This window comes from Nibrella saemangeumensis (assembly GCF_039541915.1).
Classification (GTDB): domain Bacteria; phylum Bacteroidota; class Bacteroidia; order Cytophagales; family Spirosomataceae; genus Nibrella; species Nibrella saemangeumensis.
This window is the reverse complement of the sequence record NZ_BAABHD010000079.1, coordinates 58,618-77,719: the sequence shown is the minus strand read 5'-3', so window position 1 is coordinate 77,719 and position 19,102 is coordinate 58,618. Positions and strand designations below refer to the sequence as shown.

Here is a 19,102-nt window from a genome sequence, read left to right as displayed (position 1 = left end):
GAAAAACATGTTCTTCCGTCGGCAATACGTTATCTTGTATCAACGATAAACCCTGTCGACTATGAAAACGCGACTCCCTGTATGCTGGAAGAAGCTGGTCTTTCCGGCGGCTTTTCTGGTCATGACTTTTGGCACGGCGCAGGCCCAGCAACCAACCGAAATCATATGGGATAAGTATGGCGTACCCCACATCTACGGCCGCACCACCAATGACATGTACTATGCGTACGGCTGGTCGCAGATGCACAACCACGCCAACCTGATCCTGAAGCTCTACGGACAGGCCCGCGGCCGGGCCGCCGAGTACTGGGGCGAAACCTACCTGCCCTCCGACCAGCAGATACACTTGTTTAACCTGCCCGAAGTAGCCCGGCAGCAGTATGCCCGACAGGATGCCGACAGCAAAACCATTGTTGAATCGTTTGTAAAAGGCATCAACGCCTATGCCCAGGCGCACCCGGAAGCCATTGACGCTACCATGAAGCAGGTCTTGCCGGTTACCCCCTACGATGTGCTGGCGCATAGTACCCGCGTTATCTGTCTGGAGTTTTTAGCCCGCCAGGATATAGCGACCGCTACCCATCTGCTCACACCGGGCTCCAATTCCTACGCCATTGCCCCGTCCAGATCGGCGTCTAAAAAAGCCATGCTGGTTACTAATCCGCACCTGCCGTGGGGTGATTTCTTTTTGTTTTTCGAAGCACACTTAACCGCTCCTGGTTTCAATGCCTACGGCGTTTCGCTGGTCGGACAGCCCGTACTCAACATTGCGTTTAACGATAACCTGGGCTGGACCCATACCGTCAACACCATTGATGCCTCCGACCGGTACGAACTGACGCTGCAGGATGGCGGCTATCTGCTCGACGGGGCGGTGCAGCTGTTGGAAAAGAAAACGGTGTCGCTGAAAATCCGGCAGGCCGATGGTAGTATGAAAACCCGGGATCTGGCACTGGCTTACTCGAAACATGGTCCGGTAATCGGCGAAAAGAACGGCAAAGCCTACGCCATCCGGGTGGCGGGCCTGGCGAATGCATCCATGGCTAGCCAATACCACAAAATGGCCCAGGCGAAGGATCTAAAGGCATTTGAAGATGCCCTGAAAATGATGCAGAATCCGATGTTCAACGTCATTTATGCCGACAAAGCGGGCAACATCCTGTACCTGTTCAACGGCAATGTACCGGTACGAAGCGAAGGAAACTGGGCCTTCTGGAATAATACCGTAGACGGCCGGTCCTCGAAATACATCTGGAATCAGTACCACCAGTATGAGGACCTACCCAGGGTATTGAATCCGCCGGCCGGCTTTGTCCAGAATGCCAACGATGCGCCCTGGACCAGCACGTATCCTATGGTGCTGAAACCCTCGGATTACCCGCCGTACATGGCCCCGCAGGTCATGACGTTACGGCCTCAGCGGGCCGTTAACTTAATCAAAGACGATGCCTCCATCACGTTCGATGAGCTGATCGGCTATAAACTGAATACCGGTATGGAAGCCGCCGACCGTTTTCTGGACGACCTGCTGGCGGCCGTAAACCAATACCCCGATCCGGCGGCCCAGCGAGCCGCTGCCGTTTTGCAGAAGTGGGACAAAGCCACCAATACCGACAGCCGGGGAGCGGTGCTGTTTGCCAGCTGGTTCGACAAACTGGAGCCAGGTATGCTCCGCATTCCCTGGAACCCCGCCCAGCCGGTAACCACTCCCGATGGTTTAAAGGACCCGCAGCAAGCGGTAGCCCTGCTGGTCAAGGCTGCGGCCGACGTACAGCAGCTGTACGGTGCACTGGATGTGGCCTGGGGTGAGGTGAACCGGTTCCTGGTAGGCAGCCATAACGTACCCGCCAATGGCGGTTCGGAACGATACGGTATTTTCCGGACGATGTATTTCTCGCCGAACAAGCAGGACCAAAAAAATTATGCGGTAGCCGGTGATACCTACGTAGCCGTTACCGAATTTGGCGATACCGTGCACGCTCAGGTCCTGCTCAGTTACGGCAACGCAACCCAGCCCGGCAGCAAACACATCGGGGATCAGTTGCCTCTGCTGTCGCAGAAAAAGTTGCGTCCTGCGTTGCTGGACAGGAATCAGATTTTGCAGAACATGGAGAAGCGGGAAACACTATCGCCCTCCAACTAGACCACCGGCCCGACTTACGGCTGCCTGCCGCCAGCAACAAAGAAGGTCACCCCTATGCAGGATGACCTTGCTTAAACCAACCATTTAATTAAAAAGGGCAGGGCTCATACGTTCCACCAATAGGTAAATTTCAGGACCAGCGCCCGGTTGCGCACCGAGAACGGGAAGGGCAGGTAATTATCGGTGTACACGATGTACAGATCAGAGGCCGGCTTGTACCGCCACTGAAACCGGGAGTTCAGATTAATATTCTGCGTCTGCTGATTGTACTGCACAAACGTGGAGAAAAACACGGTGTTGGTCAGCGTTACGTCGACCTGCGAGCCAACCAGCCAGAAGGTCGTTCGTCCATAGGGGCCCGGCAGCCGGATGTCGTTATAGCTGGCATTAGCCAGCAGACTCACGTACGGCTGAAAGCGGTACCCGATTTCTCCCGTCAGGTTCAGGCGGGTTCCATCGGCGTAATACCGACCATAGCGGGTGTTGAACGCATACGTGAATACGCTTTGCGGCTTGGAGACGAAATCGGTGCGCCAGGCTTTCCAGTGGTGCTGCGTGCCGCGGGCCAGGGTATCTTTGCCGGAATTGGTCGGATCGAAGGGCAGCAGCAACCGCACATACTCATCCACCAGCGCCAGGGTAAACGTACTCTGGGTCCGGAAGGTGAGCGTGTAAAAGGCCATATTCAGATAGTCGGTCTTTTGCATGGCCGTTGTGTGGTAATGCGACAGGCTGACTTTGGGACCGTGACTCAGAATAATCCCTCCTTTCGGAAAAAATAAGCGGGCGGCTGTGGAGGTAAGGCGTACGTAGCCGTTCCGGGGCACATAACCCACTTCGGCGGTGTAGTTCCGGCCCACGTATTCTTCCTGCACCAGCACGTTCCAGCGCCGGCTCCGGTACTCCAGGTGAGCGGCCTGCACCACATCCTGACCGGATTTGTCCGGCGAGAAAGCTTTGAGCACAAAGGCTTTGCCGGTCCACTGATTGTTGGCGGAAGCCAGGTTGTATTCCAGTCCGATGTTCCGGTTGTAGCGGGAATGGCCGGGCGGGAGCGAATCCACCCCTCGTGCGTAGTTCAGGGATTCTTTATTGACGAACAGAAAACCGATATTGGACCGGGCAAAAACCCGGCGCTGGAGCGACATAATGGCAAAGTTCTGCTCGGGCAGACCGCGCTCGGCTACCCGCCCCGTCTGCATATTCATCAGCCCAATGCGCCAGTCTTTGGTTAGCTTGCCGCTCAGTCGGGCGCCCGCCCGGATGGGCACTCCCAGCCCTATACGGCGGGAGAAGAAGGGCCGGATGGTGGCATATCCGAAGTTGGCGAACAGATCGGCGTTCTCCAGAAAGAACTGTCGGCGCTCCGGGAAAAACAGTTCGAACCGGTCGAGGTTGGTAACCTGCCGGTCTACTTCTACCTGCGAAAAATCCGGATTGATCGTCAGGTCCAGGTTCAATGACGAGGTGATGCCGACCTTCACATCGACCCCGGCTTTTTTCTGGTAGGCCGACGGCAGATCTCGCTGGTAATTACGGCCTACGCCCCCCAGCACATACGGAATGACCGAAATATTGGCCCCGGTAGCCGGCGGAGGCTGATCCCAGACCAGTACACCGGCATACGCCAGCGAAGCGGTGGGGAATTGCCGGGGGACGGGGGCCCAGCTCGCCTTTTCGGTCGTTTTCAGATCCAGCCGGCTGAAGTTGATCCCCCACCGGCTTATGTTCTTTTTGTAGCGGATGGTCTTGAACGGAATGGCCATCTCCAGCACCCATTTATCCGGATCGTTTTTGACCACCGACACCCATTTGTTGTCCCAGTTCAGGTCTACCTCGCCACCACCGTACATGGTGCCGTCCCACTGGGCACCCGCTGCGTTGGCCCCGAACGAGAAGCCATTGGTCTGGTCTTCAAACGGGTCCATGAACAGCAGAAAGTTATCGTTTTTGCCGAACGCAAAATCCCGTCGCAGCGATTCGACATAAAAAGGACCGGGTACGGCATGGTAGCAAAGGGCAATCAGGTACAGATTTTCGTCGTCGTACGTCATCCGGACTTCGGTGCGTACCCTGGCCCGGCTGGTATCCATCGGAAGCACCATGAAGAAGTCGGTGGCTACCTCGGTCGTCTGCCAGGCGGCTTCGTTCATCACCCCGTCCACGCTAACGGGCAGCGACGTTTTCCGGATCGCGTACTGAACGGCCTCGTTCTTTTTCTGAGCGAGCGTCGGCAGGCTGATGAGCCAGGCAACAAATAGCAGGAAAAGGTTCTTCACAGGCAGGTTGAGCTTAGGCTGTTGTGCGGGTTGGCGGGTTGAGGAGTTGTTTCAGGTGATCCGAAAGACGCAGCGTTAAGGCCACCAGCGTCAGGGTCGGGTTGGCCGCTCCGCCGGTGGGGAAGCAGGAAGACCCCGCCACAAACAGGTTTGGGATGCCGTGTACACGGCAGTTGGCATCCACAACGCCTTCTTTGGGGCTCTGGTGCATCCGGGTGGTACCCATATGGTGCCAGCCGGCTCCGAGCGTTTCGGGCCAGCTCGTATCCTGCTTATCACGCAGCCAGTCGACCAGCCGCACGCGGCCGAGACCGGCAAGGCCCGCCTGCTGCCCGATCAGATCATATAAAGTACGGATGCTCCGTTTCTCCAGCGGAGTCAACTCCCAGTGCAGCGTCGCCCGCGGCATCCCCAGGGCGTCCTGTTCCCGATCCAGCGTGACGCGGGAGGCCGGGTTGGGAGCCTGTTCCATCCGGGTGAAAAGCGAGAACATGTTGTATCGGGGCAACGCTGCTTTGGGGGGATCGCCCTTTTTGTAATTCTGCTCCCGGAGTTCCCATTTCCGGACCGTAGCTTCGCCGGAGTCGGGAAACGTATCAATCATAGCGGGTGGCTGCTTGTCTTCCGTTTTCGGCCACAGGGATACCGTCCCGTTAAGGATCTTCAGTTCCTTCTGCTTTTGTTCCGGAATAGCCAGTTCGGCCCGCATCCTGGTAACAAAATACTGCCAGAGGTATAGCTGATTCGACGCAGGCGTAGTCAGAAACAGGTCGGCGGAGGTTACTTCCAGGTGTTCCATGAAATAGCGCCCCACCTTGTCGTAATCGTTGCCCAGGCCATTTGGTACCTGGTGGTTGGAAGCCAGCAGCAGCCGGGCGTTCTGAATGGCGCAGCCCGCCAGCACAAAATACCTGGCCCGTACGGTATGCTCTTTCCCCGCCAGATTTTTGACCGTCACCTGCCGGATGTGCCGGCCCTGCTCGTCGGTATCCAGGCGGGTAACGTTGGCGTAGGTATACAACTGGATATTTTTGGCGTTTACGATGGCATCCCGGTATTTGGTACCGAACCGGGTGGGTGGACTGAACTGCCAGATTTTATGCGTCACCATCTGCTCATCAAACGGCAGCGGAGTCAGCGAAGGGTCTTTATCCAGCCAGTAGCGGAGGTCATATTCATACGGCCCCAGGTCGAGCAAGGGGTGCGCCCTGGCGTAGTAGGGGTCCAGCGCTTCCCGCCCGATGGGCCAGCCGCTGTTGGGCACCCAGTCGCGCCGTTGAAAATCGATGGGGTCGAACGTGGAGCAAAAGCCGGCCCAGTGGCCCGTGGTACCGCCGAAATAATGAAGGCGCGACGATTGCAGGGGATAATAGCGCTGACCGGTGGTGTTGCCCCGGTACAGCTCCTGCATGGCGGCTTCTACCTCGAAACCTCCGCCCTCCAGCAGAATGACCCGGTGGGGTGTGTTCTGCCACTCCAGCGCCAGGCTGATGCCGGCCGCTCCGGCACCAATGATGCACAGGTCGCCTTCGATGAGCGAATGGGTTTCCAGCGTTCGGGCATCAATATGCATAATCGGTAAGACTGTTAAACAGTAACTAGTGAGTAAAGCGCGCATTGCCGGGCTTCGGTCTGCGACAGCAGCCAGCCTTCCAGGACGACGATCCGGCCTTCTTTAAAATCCCGCCGGATTTTATGGTCCAGCAGGGGGCCCAACATGGACTTGCCAAACGACCGGATAACCAGCGCAGCCGGGCTACCCTCCAGCAGCCGGTCCGTAAGCGTCTCCTGGTTGGCCTCGGTGGGGACCTGAGCCCGGTAAGCCTTGCCAATCCGGCGTACGGTAGCTTCGTCGGTCAGTTGCGAGAGCACCTGGGGCAGTTGCAGGGTACGGTCGGCCCGTGCGTGTCTGTTGCCGCAACCCAGCAGCGGAGCCGGCAGAGCCGCCACCAGCGCATACCGCAGAAAGTGCCTTCGTTCCATACGTCAGAATCAGCGAAGAATTATTGCCAAGACGCGTGTACTTACCCGGCGTGCTGGTTGCCGGGCGGGTATGCGTTATTATGACGCAAAGTATAAATTAGCGGGGTATCTACTCAGATTCGGAGAGATTTTATTTATTTGAGGCTGGTATTTGTCAGCCAGAACGGATCTAGCAACGAGGTGGAACAGGATTTAGAAGACATACTACAGCGCGGGGGTGAGTTATATCATCCCGGCTTTTCCATTGACTGCGCGATATTCGGGTTTCACGCCAACCAGCTCAAAGTCCTGCTGCTGAAGGTAAAGAACACCGGGCGGTGGGCGCTGCCGGGTGGGTTCATGCTGAAAAACGAAGATGTAGAAACGGCCGCGGCCCGGCTGCTGAAAGCCCGTACCGGGCTGGAGCACGTATTTCTGCGCCAGTTTTACCTGTTTGGTGACCTGGCCCGCAATGACGAAGCCTTTAACCGGCAGCGTCTGCGTAAAGAAAACATCCAGGCATCGGCGGAGCACTGGTTCCTGCAGCGGTTCCTGACGCTGGGCTATTATGCGCTGGTTGATTTTGCGCAGGCCGTTCCCCGTCCGGACTATATCTCGGAGGACTGCGCCTGGTGGGACCTGCACGAGGTACCGGCGCTGATGCTGGACCACAACCGCATCCTGGACAAAGCGCTGGAGACCTTACGGCTCCAGTTGACGTACCAGCCCATCGGCTACAACCTGCTGCCCGAAAAGTTCACCATGACGGAACTACAATGCCTGTACGAGACGATTCTGGGCCGGAAACTCGACCGCCGGAATTTTCTGCGCCGGATACAGTCGTACGGCATTCTCCGGCGGCTCGACGAGCGCCGGGACGGGGTGGCTCACAAACCACCCTATCTGTATCGTTTCGATTTGCCGGCCTATGAGCAGGCCCTGCGGCAGGGCCTGAACGGAGCCTGGTAAACAGGTCAGGTGCCGGACTGCCGGGAGCAATTCAGACCCGGATGTAAAGCTTCCGCTTATCCATCCAGTAGCCAATCAGCCACAACAGCAGCATGTAGCTCACGGCAAACGCCAGCGAGGCATTTTTATCCGCCAGCCAGGAGGTAAACAGGTTCCGGTAGAGCCAGCCGCTCAGGCTCGTGCCACCCACCCGGACCAGAATCAGCAGTTCGATAATGATGCCGGACAGCATATAAATGAAAAGTGGGTTTTTGCCGAATACTTCAAAAAAATACGTCCAGCGCCGGGCTCCCACCACATCGATCAGCAGCATGAGCGTTGCGAGCAGAAGCAGATCCAGACCAACCGTAAGCAGCACGTAGGAACTGGTCCAGATGGGTTTGTTGATGGGAAAGCTTAGATGCCAGAGCAGGGCGACACCAATGGTAAGCAGCCCGGCGATTGCCAGTCGGCCGATGGTGGGCAAGGTATTACCTCCTTTCTGAATAAAGACGCCCGCCAGGTAACCGGCCAGCACATTGACGACCGATGGCAGCGTACTGAGCAGCCCTTCCGGTTCAAAGGGGAGGCCGAAGCCGTGGTACAAATTGGCGGACTGTATCAGCAACAGGTCCAGTTTGCGGGAGGCATTGGTTTCCAGGCTGTAGGGGTCGGGGCCGCTGCCGAGGGCAAACGCAGCCGCCCAGTACCCCAGCAGTGCGAACGCGCTGAACAGGAGCGCCCCCCTGACCCTGGCGAACCGGATAACCAGCGAAGCCACCAGGTAACAGAGCGCAATCCGCTGCAACACACCCATGATGCGCAGGCTGGAAAAGTCAATCAGCGTCAGTTCGCCGTTACTGCGGGTAACAAACGGAAACGCATTCAAAAATAGGCCAATCAGGAAGATCAGGAGGGTGCGTTTACCCACCGCCCCGAAAAACGCCGGGTTCGGCTTCCGATCAAACTTGCGCTGGCTGAAACTCATGGCGTTGCCGACGACAAACAGAAAGGTAGGGAAGACCAGATCGGTGGGCGTGAAGCCGTGCCAGTCAGCGTGACGAAATGGGGCATAGATGGTCTCCCAACTGCCCGGTGTATTCACCACAATCATAAAAGCCACGGTCATACCCCGGAGAACGTCCAGCGAAAGATAGCGCTGGGTGGTCTGAAGCGCCTGTATTGGTGGGTTAGAAATTACGCTTGTCATAGCGGGTTTAGGTTTCGAAGCCGCAATTTAAGAAGTTGGGTTAATCATCACCAACCGATTAACCAGGACGGAAAAATAAAAAAAGTTATAAATTTTATAAAAAATACTTTGTTTTGTGGGTAAAGGATAGGAAATAGAGGATTCAGCGGAGAATCACATAGCTATGGCAATGACAAAACAGGTATCATGGACGCACAACTAAGCCGGCAAAATGAACCCCTAAAGATTCTGGTCTTCTCTGCTTCACTGAGGACAGGGTCACTCAACACGCAACTTGCAAAGCTGGCGGTCAGGGTGATAGAAGAAAACGGCGGCCTGGCTGACTATGCCGATATGCGGGAATTTGATTGCCCTTCCCTGAACCAGGATCTGGAAGTCGATGATTTTCACCCCGACGGCGCGCGGGAACTCCGGAAACGCATCCTGGCTAATGACGCGTTTATCATTGCTTCGCCCGAATACAATGGTTCTATGCCCGGTTTGCTTAAAAATGTAATCGACTGGACATCCCGGTTTCGGCCTCAGCCTTTTAACGAGAAACATGCGATGCTGATGTCTGCTTCGCCAAGTATGGCCGGCGGCAATCGTGGACTCTGGACGTTGCGCATGCCGCTGGAACACCTGGGGACGAGCGTTTATCCCAATATGTTCTCGCTGGCGATGGCCCATAAAGCGTTTACCGCTGAGGGTGATATTGCGGATGAAACCTTGGCCCAGCGCTTCAGAACAAACCTTTTTGCCTTCATGAGTCTGGTTGAAGCTGCAAAAAATTACCCTTGTATCAAAAAAGCCTGGGTAGAGTTTCTGGGCGAACAGACCGACGCGGTTACGGAGCGGGTGGAGTAAACCGGCACGCAACCGGATCAGCGGAACAAATAGCCCAATAACGTGTCCCTTAACGGCTTGACTCCAAACCAACCAATGAACCCTTACGTCACCTTATCCGGAACCATGAATGAACTACGCAAGCAAGGCTACGTAGAAGATTTCAATTTGCTACAACAATGCCTCGAATGCCGCAATGGTCAGTATAAACTGTTTGCGGACGATTTCACCGTCGACAATTTTTACCGGTTTGAAGGTCCGAGCGACCCGGCCGATATGGCTATTTTGTACGCCATCTCGTCAGAGCGCTATGGTTTAAAAGGCCTGCTGGTAAACGGCTATGGCATTTCCAGCGATGCCGTGACCGACGAGATGCTGCAAAAACTAACCGTTCGGGATAAAGGTCTGTCATGATACAATGACGGTACGCTGAGAGCGGTAAATCAGCCTTTGTGAATCTGACGTGGTAAGTCTGCCGAGTATTATTCTTTCTTTAATAAATTACCGCAAACACCTAACCCAATCCTCATTGCGCTGATTGCATGGAACAGCCGCGTAACAAACCTTCACGCCTACGTCTTACTTTATCGGTTGTTAGCCTGTTGGGGCTAATCCTGACCAGTATATTCCTGAGCCGCCGTAGTGTTCATCAAATCCAGGAGGCATCGGCCTCCATCTACAAGGATCGCCTGGTTCCGACGGCTATTATCGCTAAACTAACCTCACAGGTTTATCAGAAAAGATTATTGCTCGAACCGTATGGCGTGGGTAAAACCAAGCCGCAGGCAGGCACCGTGGTGTTGGCGCTCGATCGTTTAAATCGCCAGATAGACTCGTTGATAACTGAATTCGGGCAAACAAAACTGACGCCTGAAGAAGCGGAACGTTTGGAATTGCTCAAACAACGACTAACCGTTTATAATCAGTTGGAGGGAGAACTTACAGAATCTCTGACCGATCTGCCGAAAGCGCAGCAGGTTCTGTTTACCGGAACCGGGCATACCGCGTTCGGTCAGGTTGCCCAAACCCTGACCGAACTGTCCGCTTTACAGTTGACCGTAGCAGAGGAACTGTTGAGCCAGTCGAGGGGCCAATCCAACTATATCTATGTCCTAACCGCCATACAGATCGCCCTTGTGGTGTTAATAGCCTTAAGTCTGTTTTGGTACCGCTTCTAATCCTGCAAAAAGGTTAATAATGTAGTTTGATGCCCGGCTCCAGACCACGTGAGGCTGTTTATTGCCGTTCATCACTCATCTTTTCATCAGCTTCGGGTTAAAGATCCCGCAGGCCGGCACCATGGCTCTCGTCGGCTCTATTCATAGATGATGGTGAAAATATACATCATCAGGTTCACCAGCAGCACCGTTCCGTACAAGCCATTCGTCCGCCCTTTGTTCAGGGAAAGCATAACGGTGAAAATAGAAAGGCCCAACAGGATCATGGATTTTCGGTCAAGGCCCAGCACAAGCGGCAGATCCAGTACCGTACAGAGTATAGCCACGGTGGGAATACTTAAGCCGATACTCGCCAGGGCTGACCCTAAGGCCAGGTTAATGCTCGTCTGATACCTGTTCTTTGTGGCAGCCCGGACAGCCGCAATGCCTTCCGGCAACAGAATGACCGCAGCGATGGCCACCCCGACTAATTCGGTTGGCAACCCGGCGCTCACCATCCCATTTTCAATGACCGGCGAAAGCTTTTTTGCCAGCAGAATAACCGCACCCAGGCAGATAACCAACAACAGCAAACTGACCAGGGCTTCCCGCCGGCTAATGATGGTTTCCTCCTCTGAGGAGTCTGACATAAAGTAATGCCGGTGACGAACCGTTTGGGTGAACAGGAACGATGCGTAAATAAGCACGCAGGCAACCGTTACCATCACCAACTGCGGTTTGCTATACTGCGGACCGGCAACGCTGGTGGTAAAATTGGGCAGCACCAGCGTAAGCACCAAAATGGAAACGAGGCCGACCAGGGCGATAGTCACCGATTTGGTTTCAAACGTTTGCTCTTTATATTTAATAGTGCCTACGATCATACTGACCCCTAATATCCCGTTTAATATCAGCATCACCGCGGCAAACAGAGTATTTCGGGCATAGCTTTCCGACCCCTGGCCACCCGCCAGCATCAGTGATACAATAATAGAGGCCTCCAATAAGGTAACGGCCACCGCAAGGATGATGGTGCCGTATGGCTCACCTACCCGGTGGGCTACCACTTCGGCATGATGCACGGCGGCCATAACGGAGCCAATCAGAAACAAACCGGCCAGGAGGTTGATGATCAGGTTGCCGCCGATGGGAGCCGTAAAATACAAACCCCAGGCAAACACCGGTGCTAAATAGGTCCAGTTGAAAATTTTCTTCATGTACTATGGATTTGGAAGATGGTTGCGGTGCCGGGCTGGCTATCGATACGCTTACCAGCCAAACGGGTACAGTAAGGATGCCCTGCAATCACACACCATCCATTACATTGTGCATCGGTATTGATACGTCTCAGCCCGCCAAATTACCAGTTCCTGATCAACTCAGCAAACTACGTTGCCTGAACTAACCTTTTCCACCTTTCCTTTGCAACCCTTTTACAGCCTTTGGCATCTATAGTATTGATGACCAGGCTAGCTCGAAATCCGTTACGGCTGGTTACCTTTTTATGGCCGATGTTGCTGTAATTTCGTCCTGATGATCAGATTTTGTAATTTCGTAGAAACTTCATCCTTGAGTATGAAACGGATAACCTATACGCCAACCCTGGTGCTGCTGGCCCTGCTGAGTCTGCTCAGCGGCTGTGCACCCTCGGTTTACCAGCTTCGTCCGGTCTCCGGCGATGTGATTACCCTCGACGGTCGGCCAGTGACGAAGGCCGAGAAAGATGGTATCGTCGTGGTGGCTTCCTACGAGAAACAGGACATGGACTATGTGGTGCTGGATGTGGAAGTAAAGAACAAGACCGACGAGCCCATTGAGGTGAATCCGGCCGACTTTTCGGTCTACGCCCTCGGCAGCCATCAGGATACGCTGACCCGGCCCAATACCTCCCGGCCGTACATCCGCTCAGCCGCCGACCCTACTTACGAAGCCGACATGGTGGCGCGTAATCAGCTCCGGGAAGAAAAACGATTGAAGCGGGCGAAAGTGATCAATACCGTCCTGATGGTAGCGGTAGTCGCCAGCGATGTGGCCTCCACGACCTCCCGCCGGAACCAGACGTACGACCGCTGGGTAACCAACCGGACATCGCACAATGCCGCCTACCAGGCTATTCAGCTAAAGCGAATGATCGACTATGGCTCTTTTGCCGATAAAATGCAGCGTTACGATTACGAAGCTTACCGCTGGAAACAACTGGCCCTGAAAGCGACCACCGTGCCGGCGGGTGAATCGGTACGCGGTTTTGTGTACCTGCCCAAGACGCAGGAAGCCGCTTACCTCCTGCTCAACTACCCTACCCCCGCCGATGGCGAAAAGCTCTCCCTGCTGTTTGAGCAGCGGCAGGAGAAGGTCACCCCACAGCGCCGGAGGAGATAAGCCGTTACCTCGGAGGATACACCTACCGCAGCGGAGCACCACCAATCGGGTGCTCCGCTGCTGCGTTTATGGGTTTTCATCCCACGTTTCCGGTGATTCGTCACACCCGTTTTCAGGCCTCAGCTATGCGTCTTAATCTTGCTGAAGAAATGATTCAGTAACGATTATCAGGACTTTTTATGAAAACCTTCATCGTAAAAGCACTACCTCTCGTCCGGGTTTTAAGCTATACTTTCTTCCTTACCATCGCGCTGTTGATTACGGCTGCCACCGGCGACAAGCGCTTCCCTTCGTACATGAATCTGGTCGCTCAGCGTAATGATCTGGCTCGTAAACCCATCCCCCCCAGGATACTGGACCGGAAGCGGATAGCGGCCGTAGCCGACTCCCTCGCCAGGATGTATATGTCGGCCGGCACGGTGCCTGGCCTGACCATCGCCGTCGCCAAAGACGGGGAGATTGTAGTCGCCAGAGGGTACGGCAAAACCGATATCGAAATGGGCGTGGCCGCGCATCCGGACGCAGTTTTAAAGATTGGCTCCATTACCAAGCAGTTTACGGCGGCTATCATCATGCGCCTGGTCGAAGCCGGGAAACTGGAACTCGACGACCCTATTACCAAATACCTGCCGGATTATCCGGTGCAGGGGCGCTTGGTCACCATTCATCACCTGCTCAACCATACATCCGGCATCAGAAGCTATACCGGGCTTGATAAAGCCCACCGGCAGCGGGAGTTCCGGCTCGACCTCTCCTACGCCGAAATGGTGAACCTGTTTGGCAAACAGCCGTTCGATTTTGAACCCGGCACCAAATACCAGTATAACAACAGCGGTTATTACCTGCTGGGCGAGATTATCAGCCGGCTGACGGGCATGCCCTACGCCGAATACGTCGAGCACGAACTGCTGCAACCGCTTGGCCTGACGCATACCTACTACTGCGATGACCGCCGGATTATTCAGAACCGGGCGAAAGGGTACGAGTTTGAGGGCAACAAACTCACGAATACCAATTACATCAGCATGGCTATTCCCGGTCCGGCCGGTGCCTTATGCTCCACCGTGGGCGATCTGGTCCGGTGGACCCATCTGCTGCACAGCGGAAAGGTAGTCACGCCAATCTCCCTGCAACTGATGACCAGCCCGACCGTGCTTGAATCCGGTGATACGCTCGGTTACGGGTATGGTCTTCAGTTGAGCGAGATCGGGGGCTATTTTCAGGTCTATCACGGTGGATCGGTAAATGGCTTCCTGTCGGGTTTGGCGCATTATCCCGAAGCGGGACTCACCGTAGCCGTCCTGACCAACTCCGGCAAGGGAAGCCCGGGTCTGCTGGTGAAGGAACTGGCGCGGACGGCGCTCAATGCCCCCATGCGCGACCTGCCGCTGACGGCTCAGGAGGTAGCCCGCTACGAAGGTACCTACAAGTACCAGTCGACCGTTCGGACGCGTGACATACGGGTATTTGGCGAGAATGGGAAGCTCCATGTTCAGGCGGCCGGCCTGCGGCCGTACAGGCTCCTCTACCAGGGCAACCACACGTTTATCCCCACCGTCGATGACGACGACCGGCTAATCTTTTCCGTAACGAATGGAATCGCGCAGGGCTTCAAGCACCACGAGGGCCGCTGGACTGTAACGCCGGCCCTGCGCAAGCCGTAGCCATCTGCCGGCATCAAACTGTTTCTCTTTCAAGCAACCCTATCCAATGAATACCTATTTGCCATTGACCCACATGACACGCACAGCGCGACTGAAACGTTACCTAACCAACCCGGATACCGTACAAAAGGCTGAGTTCTGGGGAGCCACCCTGCTGTATGCCATCTTTATTTTAGCGTATGTCATCTTTGCCGACCCGGAGGATACCCCCAAAGCCGAATTTGAGCGAGCTAATGTGCCGTTCAGCTATTACGAGAACTACTACATTCCCAGCTTTATCCGATATTCAATTATTTACGTGGCCTTTCTGCTGCTCAATTTCCGGATTATTCCCCGCCTGGTACGGAAGGAAAAGGTATGGCAGATGATCCTGCTGGCCGCCCTGATTTTCCTGATCGCCGGGCTGGCCAGAGCAATCTCCGACAGCGACCTCAACGCTTACCTCGTACCGGTTTACGAGACCAGAGAAGCCTACAACGACTTTATCTTTACAAACGGCTTTTTTGTTGCCCTACTGCTCTTCGTTATAGTTGGTATTTACGCCACCTTTAAATACACGGTGCTTTACCTGGCTACTCCGGCAGAAGGGGTCAAATCAAAGAAACGTACCGTTATAAAAGATACTTTGGGAGCGTTCGGCTTATGGATCATCAGCATGATTCTGCTGCTGATGGCCGAAGCCGAAGGCGAAGTTCTGTTAGGCTGGAGCGTGATCCTGCTGACGGCCATCCCGGTTTACGCCCTCTCCTTCTTCCGGCTTATTCCAAATGCCTTAGGCCGGTCGCGGCCATTCCTGGCGTACCTGCTCCGGACTGTGCTGGTGCTGGTGATCATCAATCTATTCCTGTTTGTGCTGCTGACGCCCATGACAGGCAACGCCGAAATCGCTATAAACTATGTCTTGTTTAACACAATGTTTCAGCTTGTGATTACCGTACCCTTGTCCTGGATTTTGTATAAACGCTACCAGAAAGGCAGTGAAGAGGTGCTGGGCCTACAGCAGGAACTGGGGCAGTCGGAAGCCAACGTCGATTTTCTGCGCTCCCAGATTAACCCACACTTCCTTTTCAACGCGCTGAACACGATCTATGGCACCGCCCTACAGGAGAACGCTGAGCGGACAAGCGAGGCCGTTGAAAAGCTGGCCGATATGATGCGCTTTATGCTGCACGAAAATATGCAGCACAAGATACCCCTGACACGCGAAATAGAATACCTGACCAATTACATCAGCCTGCAGAAGCTGCGGACCGATCCTAATCTCACCATCCACGTCCAGATAGACGCCGGGTCCTCGGCCAATACCGTTCAGATCGCCCCCATGCTGCTGATACCGTTCGTGGAGAACGCCTTCAAACACGGCATCAGTTTGCGGGAGCCATCGCACATTATGGTATCTTTGGATGTCAAAGACGGCACGCTGAACTTTGACGTGCATAACAGCCGGCACGTAAAGCCGGTAAATGATCCGGAGAAGGATAAGAGTGGCATCGGCCTGTCGAATGTGAAGCAGCGGCTGGAGCTGTTGTATCCGAACCGGCATGAACTACTCATTCGGGAAACCGGGAACGCGTTCTTTATTCACCTGACGATCCAGCTTACCTGACCCATTTGCGTAACCCCGTTCGATGAAAGCCATTGCCATTGATGACGAGCCGATAGCCCTGGAGATTATTAAAGCACACGCAGCTAAAGTGCCTTTTCTGGAGCTGAAAGCTGAATTTACCGATGCGTTCAAGGCTCTGGAGTACCTGCAGAAAGAGAGCGTGGACCTGCTGTTCCTCGACATCAAAATGCCCGACATTTCCGGCATCGAATTCTTCAACAGTCTGAACAAAAAGCCGCTGCTGATCTTCACCACGGCCTACTCGGAACATGCCCTGACCAGCTACGACATGGATGCGGTGGATTACCTGCTCAAACCGTTTTCCCTGACCCGCTTTCTGAAAGCCTGCAACAAAGCCTACGAACTCTTTACGACCAGAAGCGCGGCTGAGGTAACCGACCACCTGTACGTAAAGACCGGCTACGAGCAGCAGAAAGTGTTTGTCGACGACATCCTCTACCTGGAGGCTACCGGCAATTACGTAACGTTCGCCCTGAAAGACGGCAGCGATGTGCAATCCCGCAGCACGTTTGCAGAAGCCATAAACCTGCTTCCGTCGGAAAAGTTCGTGCGAGTACACCGGTCCTACGTGGTGGCGATCAGCAAAATCGACAAGATGGAACGGCACCAGGTCACGGTTAGCAACCGAAGGATCCCTATCAGCGAAGCCTACCGGCAGAACCTTGTGGCCATGCTGAACAAATAGTCTATTACAAATTTTGTCCCACCAATTATCCGTTTAGCAATTTATGACGGTATGCTAACGACAAATTCAGTAAATTCTCCGGGCGTAGACTCAACCCTCATTTCACCTCCATGCCCCTTTGTTACTATATCATAACTGAGCGACAAGCCAAGCCCTGTTCCCTGACCAGTTGGCTTGGTGGTGAAGAAGGGTTGATAGATCTTGTTGATGACCTCCGGAGAGATGCCGGTACCATTATCCTTTATTCGCAATTCAACTTGACCGTTACCTTTATGGGTAGTTATCTCAATCTGTGGTTGATAGTCGAGCACAATCCCGGCCTTACCGGTTTGCTTCAACTTCTCCTGGGTAGCATAAAAAGCGTTGTTATAGATGTTCAGCAGTACCCGGCCTATTTCCTGTGGAGCAACGTTTACCAGTTTTAAATTGGGATCAAGGTTGAGCCGCAGGTCAGCATTGAAGCTCTTGTCTTTAGCCCGTAATCCTTGATAGGCCAGCCGCAGGTACTCCTCTGCTAGTTTGTTGAGGTCCGTAGGCTGCTTCTCTCCGCTACTAGACCGGCTGTGCTGAAGCATGCCTTTGACAATGCTATCGGCTCGTTTGCCATGGTGGGTAATCTTTTGCAGACTTTCTTCTAGGTCAATGAGCAGTTCTTTCCGAAGTGTGGGGTCTGGATTGGCTTTATCTTCTTCCTCTTTGAGCTCTCCTACCAATTCCTGACTCACCTCCGTCAGGTTGTTAACGAAGTTCAGCGGGTTCTGAATCTCATGAGCAATGCCCGCCGTCAGTTCACCCAGCGAGGCCATTTTCTCGTGATGAATCAATTGCGTCTGAGCCTTCTTTAACTCATCTAGGGATGCCTGTAGTTGTTGGGTACGATTAACCACCTGCCGTTCGAGCGTTTCGTTATGCTGCGCCAGAATCTGCTGCTTTTCCTGCTCTTGGCTAATTGTTTTTTTTGACAGTGTTTCCACCTCTGCCAACTTAATCTGGAGTGTCCGGCTGGTGCGGGCGTACTCGGCCGCCAAAATTGCGGAGAAGCTGACGGGCGATAACAAGTCGAAGCCCGCCCGGAAAACAACGGCTAAGACAGGATTGTCGGAAAAGTATGGGGAGAGTGCCGCCAACACCAGGCAGATCATCCAGATAATAGAATTAATGGCTACTATTCTTCCTTCGGATTGCCCCTGGCGAACTCCTTTCAGAGCCGTTTGCAGCGAAAGACCTACCTGATACAGGGTGGTAAAAAAAGCCAGCACAAAGCCTAGACCATAAACGGGCATACTTAGAGTTGCCAGCATATACCCAAGAATCAGCGTGCGGAAAAAGAAATCCGTTGGCCGATTGAAAACCTGATATAGCGCTAATGTGCCCAAGATACCAGCAATAGCTACGAACCCATACAGGAGCCAGAACAGGCCGAATGCCTGCGATACAGTCAGCGTTGATTCATAGAGCAGGGTTGGACCAATAAGCCATGGTGAATATAAGAGCATGGAGATGCCGAACGGAAGGTGTGCGCGTTGGCCTGGGTAACCAAAGTACAGGAACAGGTGAAACAAGGCCAGCATCAGAGTTATTCCGGCTTTCAGGGCGGCAGGAATCAGGATTAAGTGCAGAAAACGGGAGTAGCTAGTAACAGCGGCTTCGTGCGGAAGAAGGGATACGCGCAGACACCAAAGAGCGTAGCCATCCATTGGGAAGAACACGTAAAAGTTAGGCGCTGTGAACGAATATCGTACAGCGATTACCTGTTCACCCGCCTGGCTGAACGAAACAGCAACAGGTTGGTTAGTAATGAAGCGAGCTTTTTCAGTGTGTGGGTTGGGGCTTACCGTTCCCAACCGGGTTATTAAATGACCGTTCAGGTAGATCTCCGAAGCGCCCGTCTGCGATACTAGCAATGCGAGTGGTTTGCCTACTAGTGAAGTATCCACCTGCAGTCGCAGTCGAAACCAGCCAATCCCGGCCTGCCGAATGCGGTTTAACGAGTGAATGCTTTGGGCTGGGTTGATGGGACTCCACTGCCGGTCATTATAGGAGGGCCCGGCCCAGCCTGACTCGTCACCAGCCTGCCACGTCCACCCTGTATCCAGCACTATACCCTTTTCCGACAGGTTTCCAAGCTGAACAACCGCAGCCGATTGGCCCCACGTTGTTAAACGAAGTAGCCAGATAAGCAACAGTGTTAGTAGTCGCGTTTTCATTGACGCAGTGGATTAT

The 19,102-nt window shown here is 54.2% G+C and carries 15 protein-coding genes; 9 read left to right on the top strand and 6 right to left on the bottom strand.

Annotated features, from left to right (window positions below):
• Window positions 1-61: 61 nt before the first annotated feature.
• A complete protein-coding gene (locus tag ABD949_RS23275) occupies window positions 62-2,143 on the top strand; it encodes an acylase (RefSeq protein WP_345247481.1) in 2,082 nt (693 codons plus the stop codon).
• A gap of 104 nt (window positions 2,144-2,247) precedes the next feature.
• On the opposite strand, the gene ABD949_RS23270 is transcribed toward ABD949_RS23275, so the two are convergent.
• The 3 genes from ABD949_RS23270 to ABD949_RS23260 are packed head-to-tail and all read right to left on the bottom strand — an operon-like array spanning window position 2,248 to window position 6,405.
• The gene (locus ABD949_RS23270) at window positions 2,248-4,422 is read right to left on the bottom strand and encodes a carbohydrate binding family 9 domain-containing protein (protein WP_345247479.1); all 2,175 of its coding nucleotides are present in this window, start codon (window positions 4,420-4,422) and stop codon (window positions 2,248-2,250) included.
• A 13-nt stretch (window positions 4,423-4,435) separates the two neighbouring features.
• On the bottom strand, window positions 4,436-5,995 hold the full coding sequence (locus ABD949_RS23265) for an FAD-dependent oxidoreductase (RefSeq protein ID WP_345247477.1): 1,560 nt from the start codon (window positions 5,993-5,995) through the stop codon (window positions 4,436-4,438).
• 14 nt (window positions 5,996-6,009) lie between these two features.
• Window positions 6,010-6,405, bottom strand: coding sequence for a hypothetical protein (locus tag ABD949_RS23260; RefSeq protein WP_345247475.1), 396 nt, complete (start codon window positions 6,403-6,405; stop codon window positions 6,010-6,012).
• 180 nt (window positions 6,406-6,585) lie between these two features.
• On the opposite strand from ABD949_RS23260, the gene ABD949_RS23255 reads away from it, so the two are divergent.
• Window positions 6,586-7,353 carry an NUDIX hydrolase gene (locus ABD949_RS23255; RefSeq protein ID WP_345247472.1) on the top strand — a complete coding sequence of 256 codons (768 nt, stop codon included), beginning with the start codon at window positions 6,586-6,588 and terminating at the stop codon, window positions 7,351-7,353.
• A gap of 31 nt (window positions 7,354-7,384) precedes the next feature.
• Here ABD949_RS23255 and ABD949_RS23250 read toward each other — a convergent pair whose 3' ends face one another.
• Window positions 7,385-8,542: an acyltransferase family protein gene (locus ABD949_RS23250; protein WP_345247470.1), complete on the bottom strand. Its 1,158-nt coding sequence runs from the start codon at window positions 8,540-8,542 to the stop codon at window positions 7,385-7,387.
• Window positions 8,543-8,728: 186 nt separating this feature from the next.
• Between ABD949_RS23250 and ABD949_RS23245 the strand changes: the two genes are divergently transcribed.
• The 3 genes from ABD949_RS23245 to ABD949_RS23235 all read left to right on the top strand — a co-directional run bounded on the left by ABD949_RS23245 (window position 8,729) and on the right by ABD949_RS23235 (window position 10,545).
• Window positions 8,729-9,388, top strand: a complete 660-nt coding sequence (locus ABD949_RS23245; protein ID WP_345247468.1) for an NADPH-dependent FMN reductase — start codon at window positions 8,729-8,731, stop codon at window positions 9,386-9,388.
• A gap of 75 nt (window positions 9,389-9,463) precedes the next feature.
• Window positions 9,464-9,781 (top strand): phosphoribosylpyrophosphate synthetase, encoded by a 318-nt coding sequence (locus tag ABD949_RS23240; protein WP_345247466.1) that lies wholly within the window; start codon window positions 9,464-9,466, stop codon window positions 9,779-9,781.
• A 128-nt stretch (window positions 9,782-9,909) separates the two neighbouring features.
• A complete protein-coding gene (locus tag ABD949_RS23235) occupies window positions 9,910-10,545 on the top strand; it encodes an MCP four helix bundle domain-containing protein (RefSeq protein ID WP_345247465.1) in 636 nt (211 codons plus the stop codon).
• A 137-nt stretch (window positions 10,546-10,682) separates the two neighbouring features.
• Here ABD949_RS23235 and ABD949_RS23230 read toward each other — a convergent pair whose 3' ends face one another.
• On the bottom strand, window positions 10,683-11,741 hold the full coding sequence (locus ABD949_RS23230; RefSeq protein ID WP_345247464.1) for a calcium:cation antiporter: 1,059 nt from the start codon (window positions 11,739-11,741) through the stop codon (window positions 10,683-10,685).
• A gap of 358 nt (window positions 11,742-12,099) precedes the next feature.
• Here ABD949_RS23230 and ABD949_RS23225 point away from each other — a divergent pair, with 358 nt between their 5' ends.
• The 4 genes from ABD949_RS23225 to ABD949_RS23210 all read left to right on the top strand — a co-directional run bounded on the left by ABD949_RS23225 (window position 12,100) and on the right by ABD949_RS23210 (window position 16,879).
• Entirely contained in the window at window positions 12,100-12,903 is an 804-nt protein-coding gene (locus ABD949_RS23225) for a DUF4352 domain-containing protein (RefSeq protein WP_345247463.1), read from the top strand.
• A 179-nt stretch (window positions 12,904-13,082) separates the two neighbouring features.
• A complete protein-coding gene (locus tag ABD949_RS23220) occupies window positions 13,083-14,567 on the top strand; it encodes a serine hydrolase domain-containing protein (protein WP_345247462.1) in 1,485 nt (494 codons plus the stop codon).
• A gap of 73 nt (window positions 14,568-14,640) precedes the next feature.
• Complete coding sequence (locus ABD949_RS23215; RefSeq protein WP_345247461.1) at window positions 14,641-16,173, top strand: sensor histidine kinase; 1,533 nt, start codon at window positions 14,641-14,643, stop codon at window positions 16,171-16,173.
• A gap of 22 nt (window positions 16,174-16,195) precedes the next feature.
• Window positions 16,196-16,879, top strand: a complete 684-nt coding sequence (locus ABD949_RS23210) for a LytR/AlgR family response regulator transcription factor (RefSeq protein ID WP_345247460.1) — start codon at window positions 16,196-16,198, stop codon at window positions 16,877-16,879.
• Between the two features lie 41 nt (window positions 16,880-16,920).
• Here the strand turns inward: ABD949_RS23210 and ABD949_RS23205 are convergent, their stop codons facing one another.
• On the bottom strand, window positions 16,921-19,086 hold the full coding sequence (locus ABD949_RS23205; RefSeq protein ID WP_345247458.1) for an ATP-binding protein: 2,166 nt from the start codon (window positions 19,084-19,086) through the stop codon (window positions 16,921-16,923).
• Window positions 19,087-19,102: the final 16 nt, after the last annotated feature.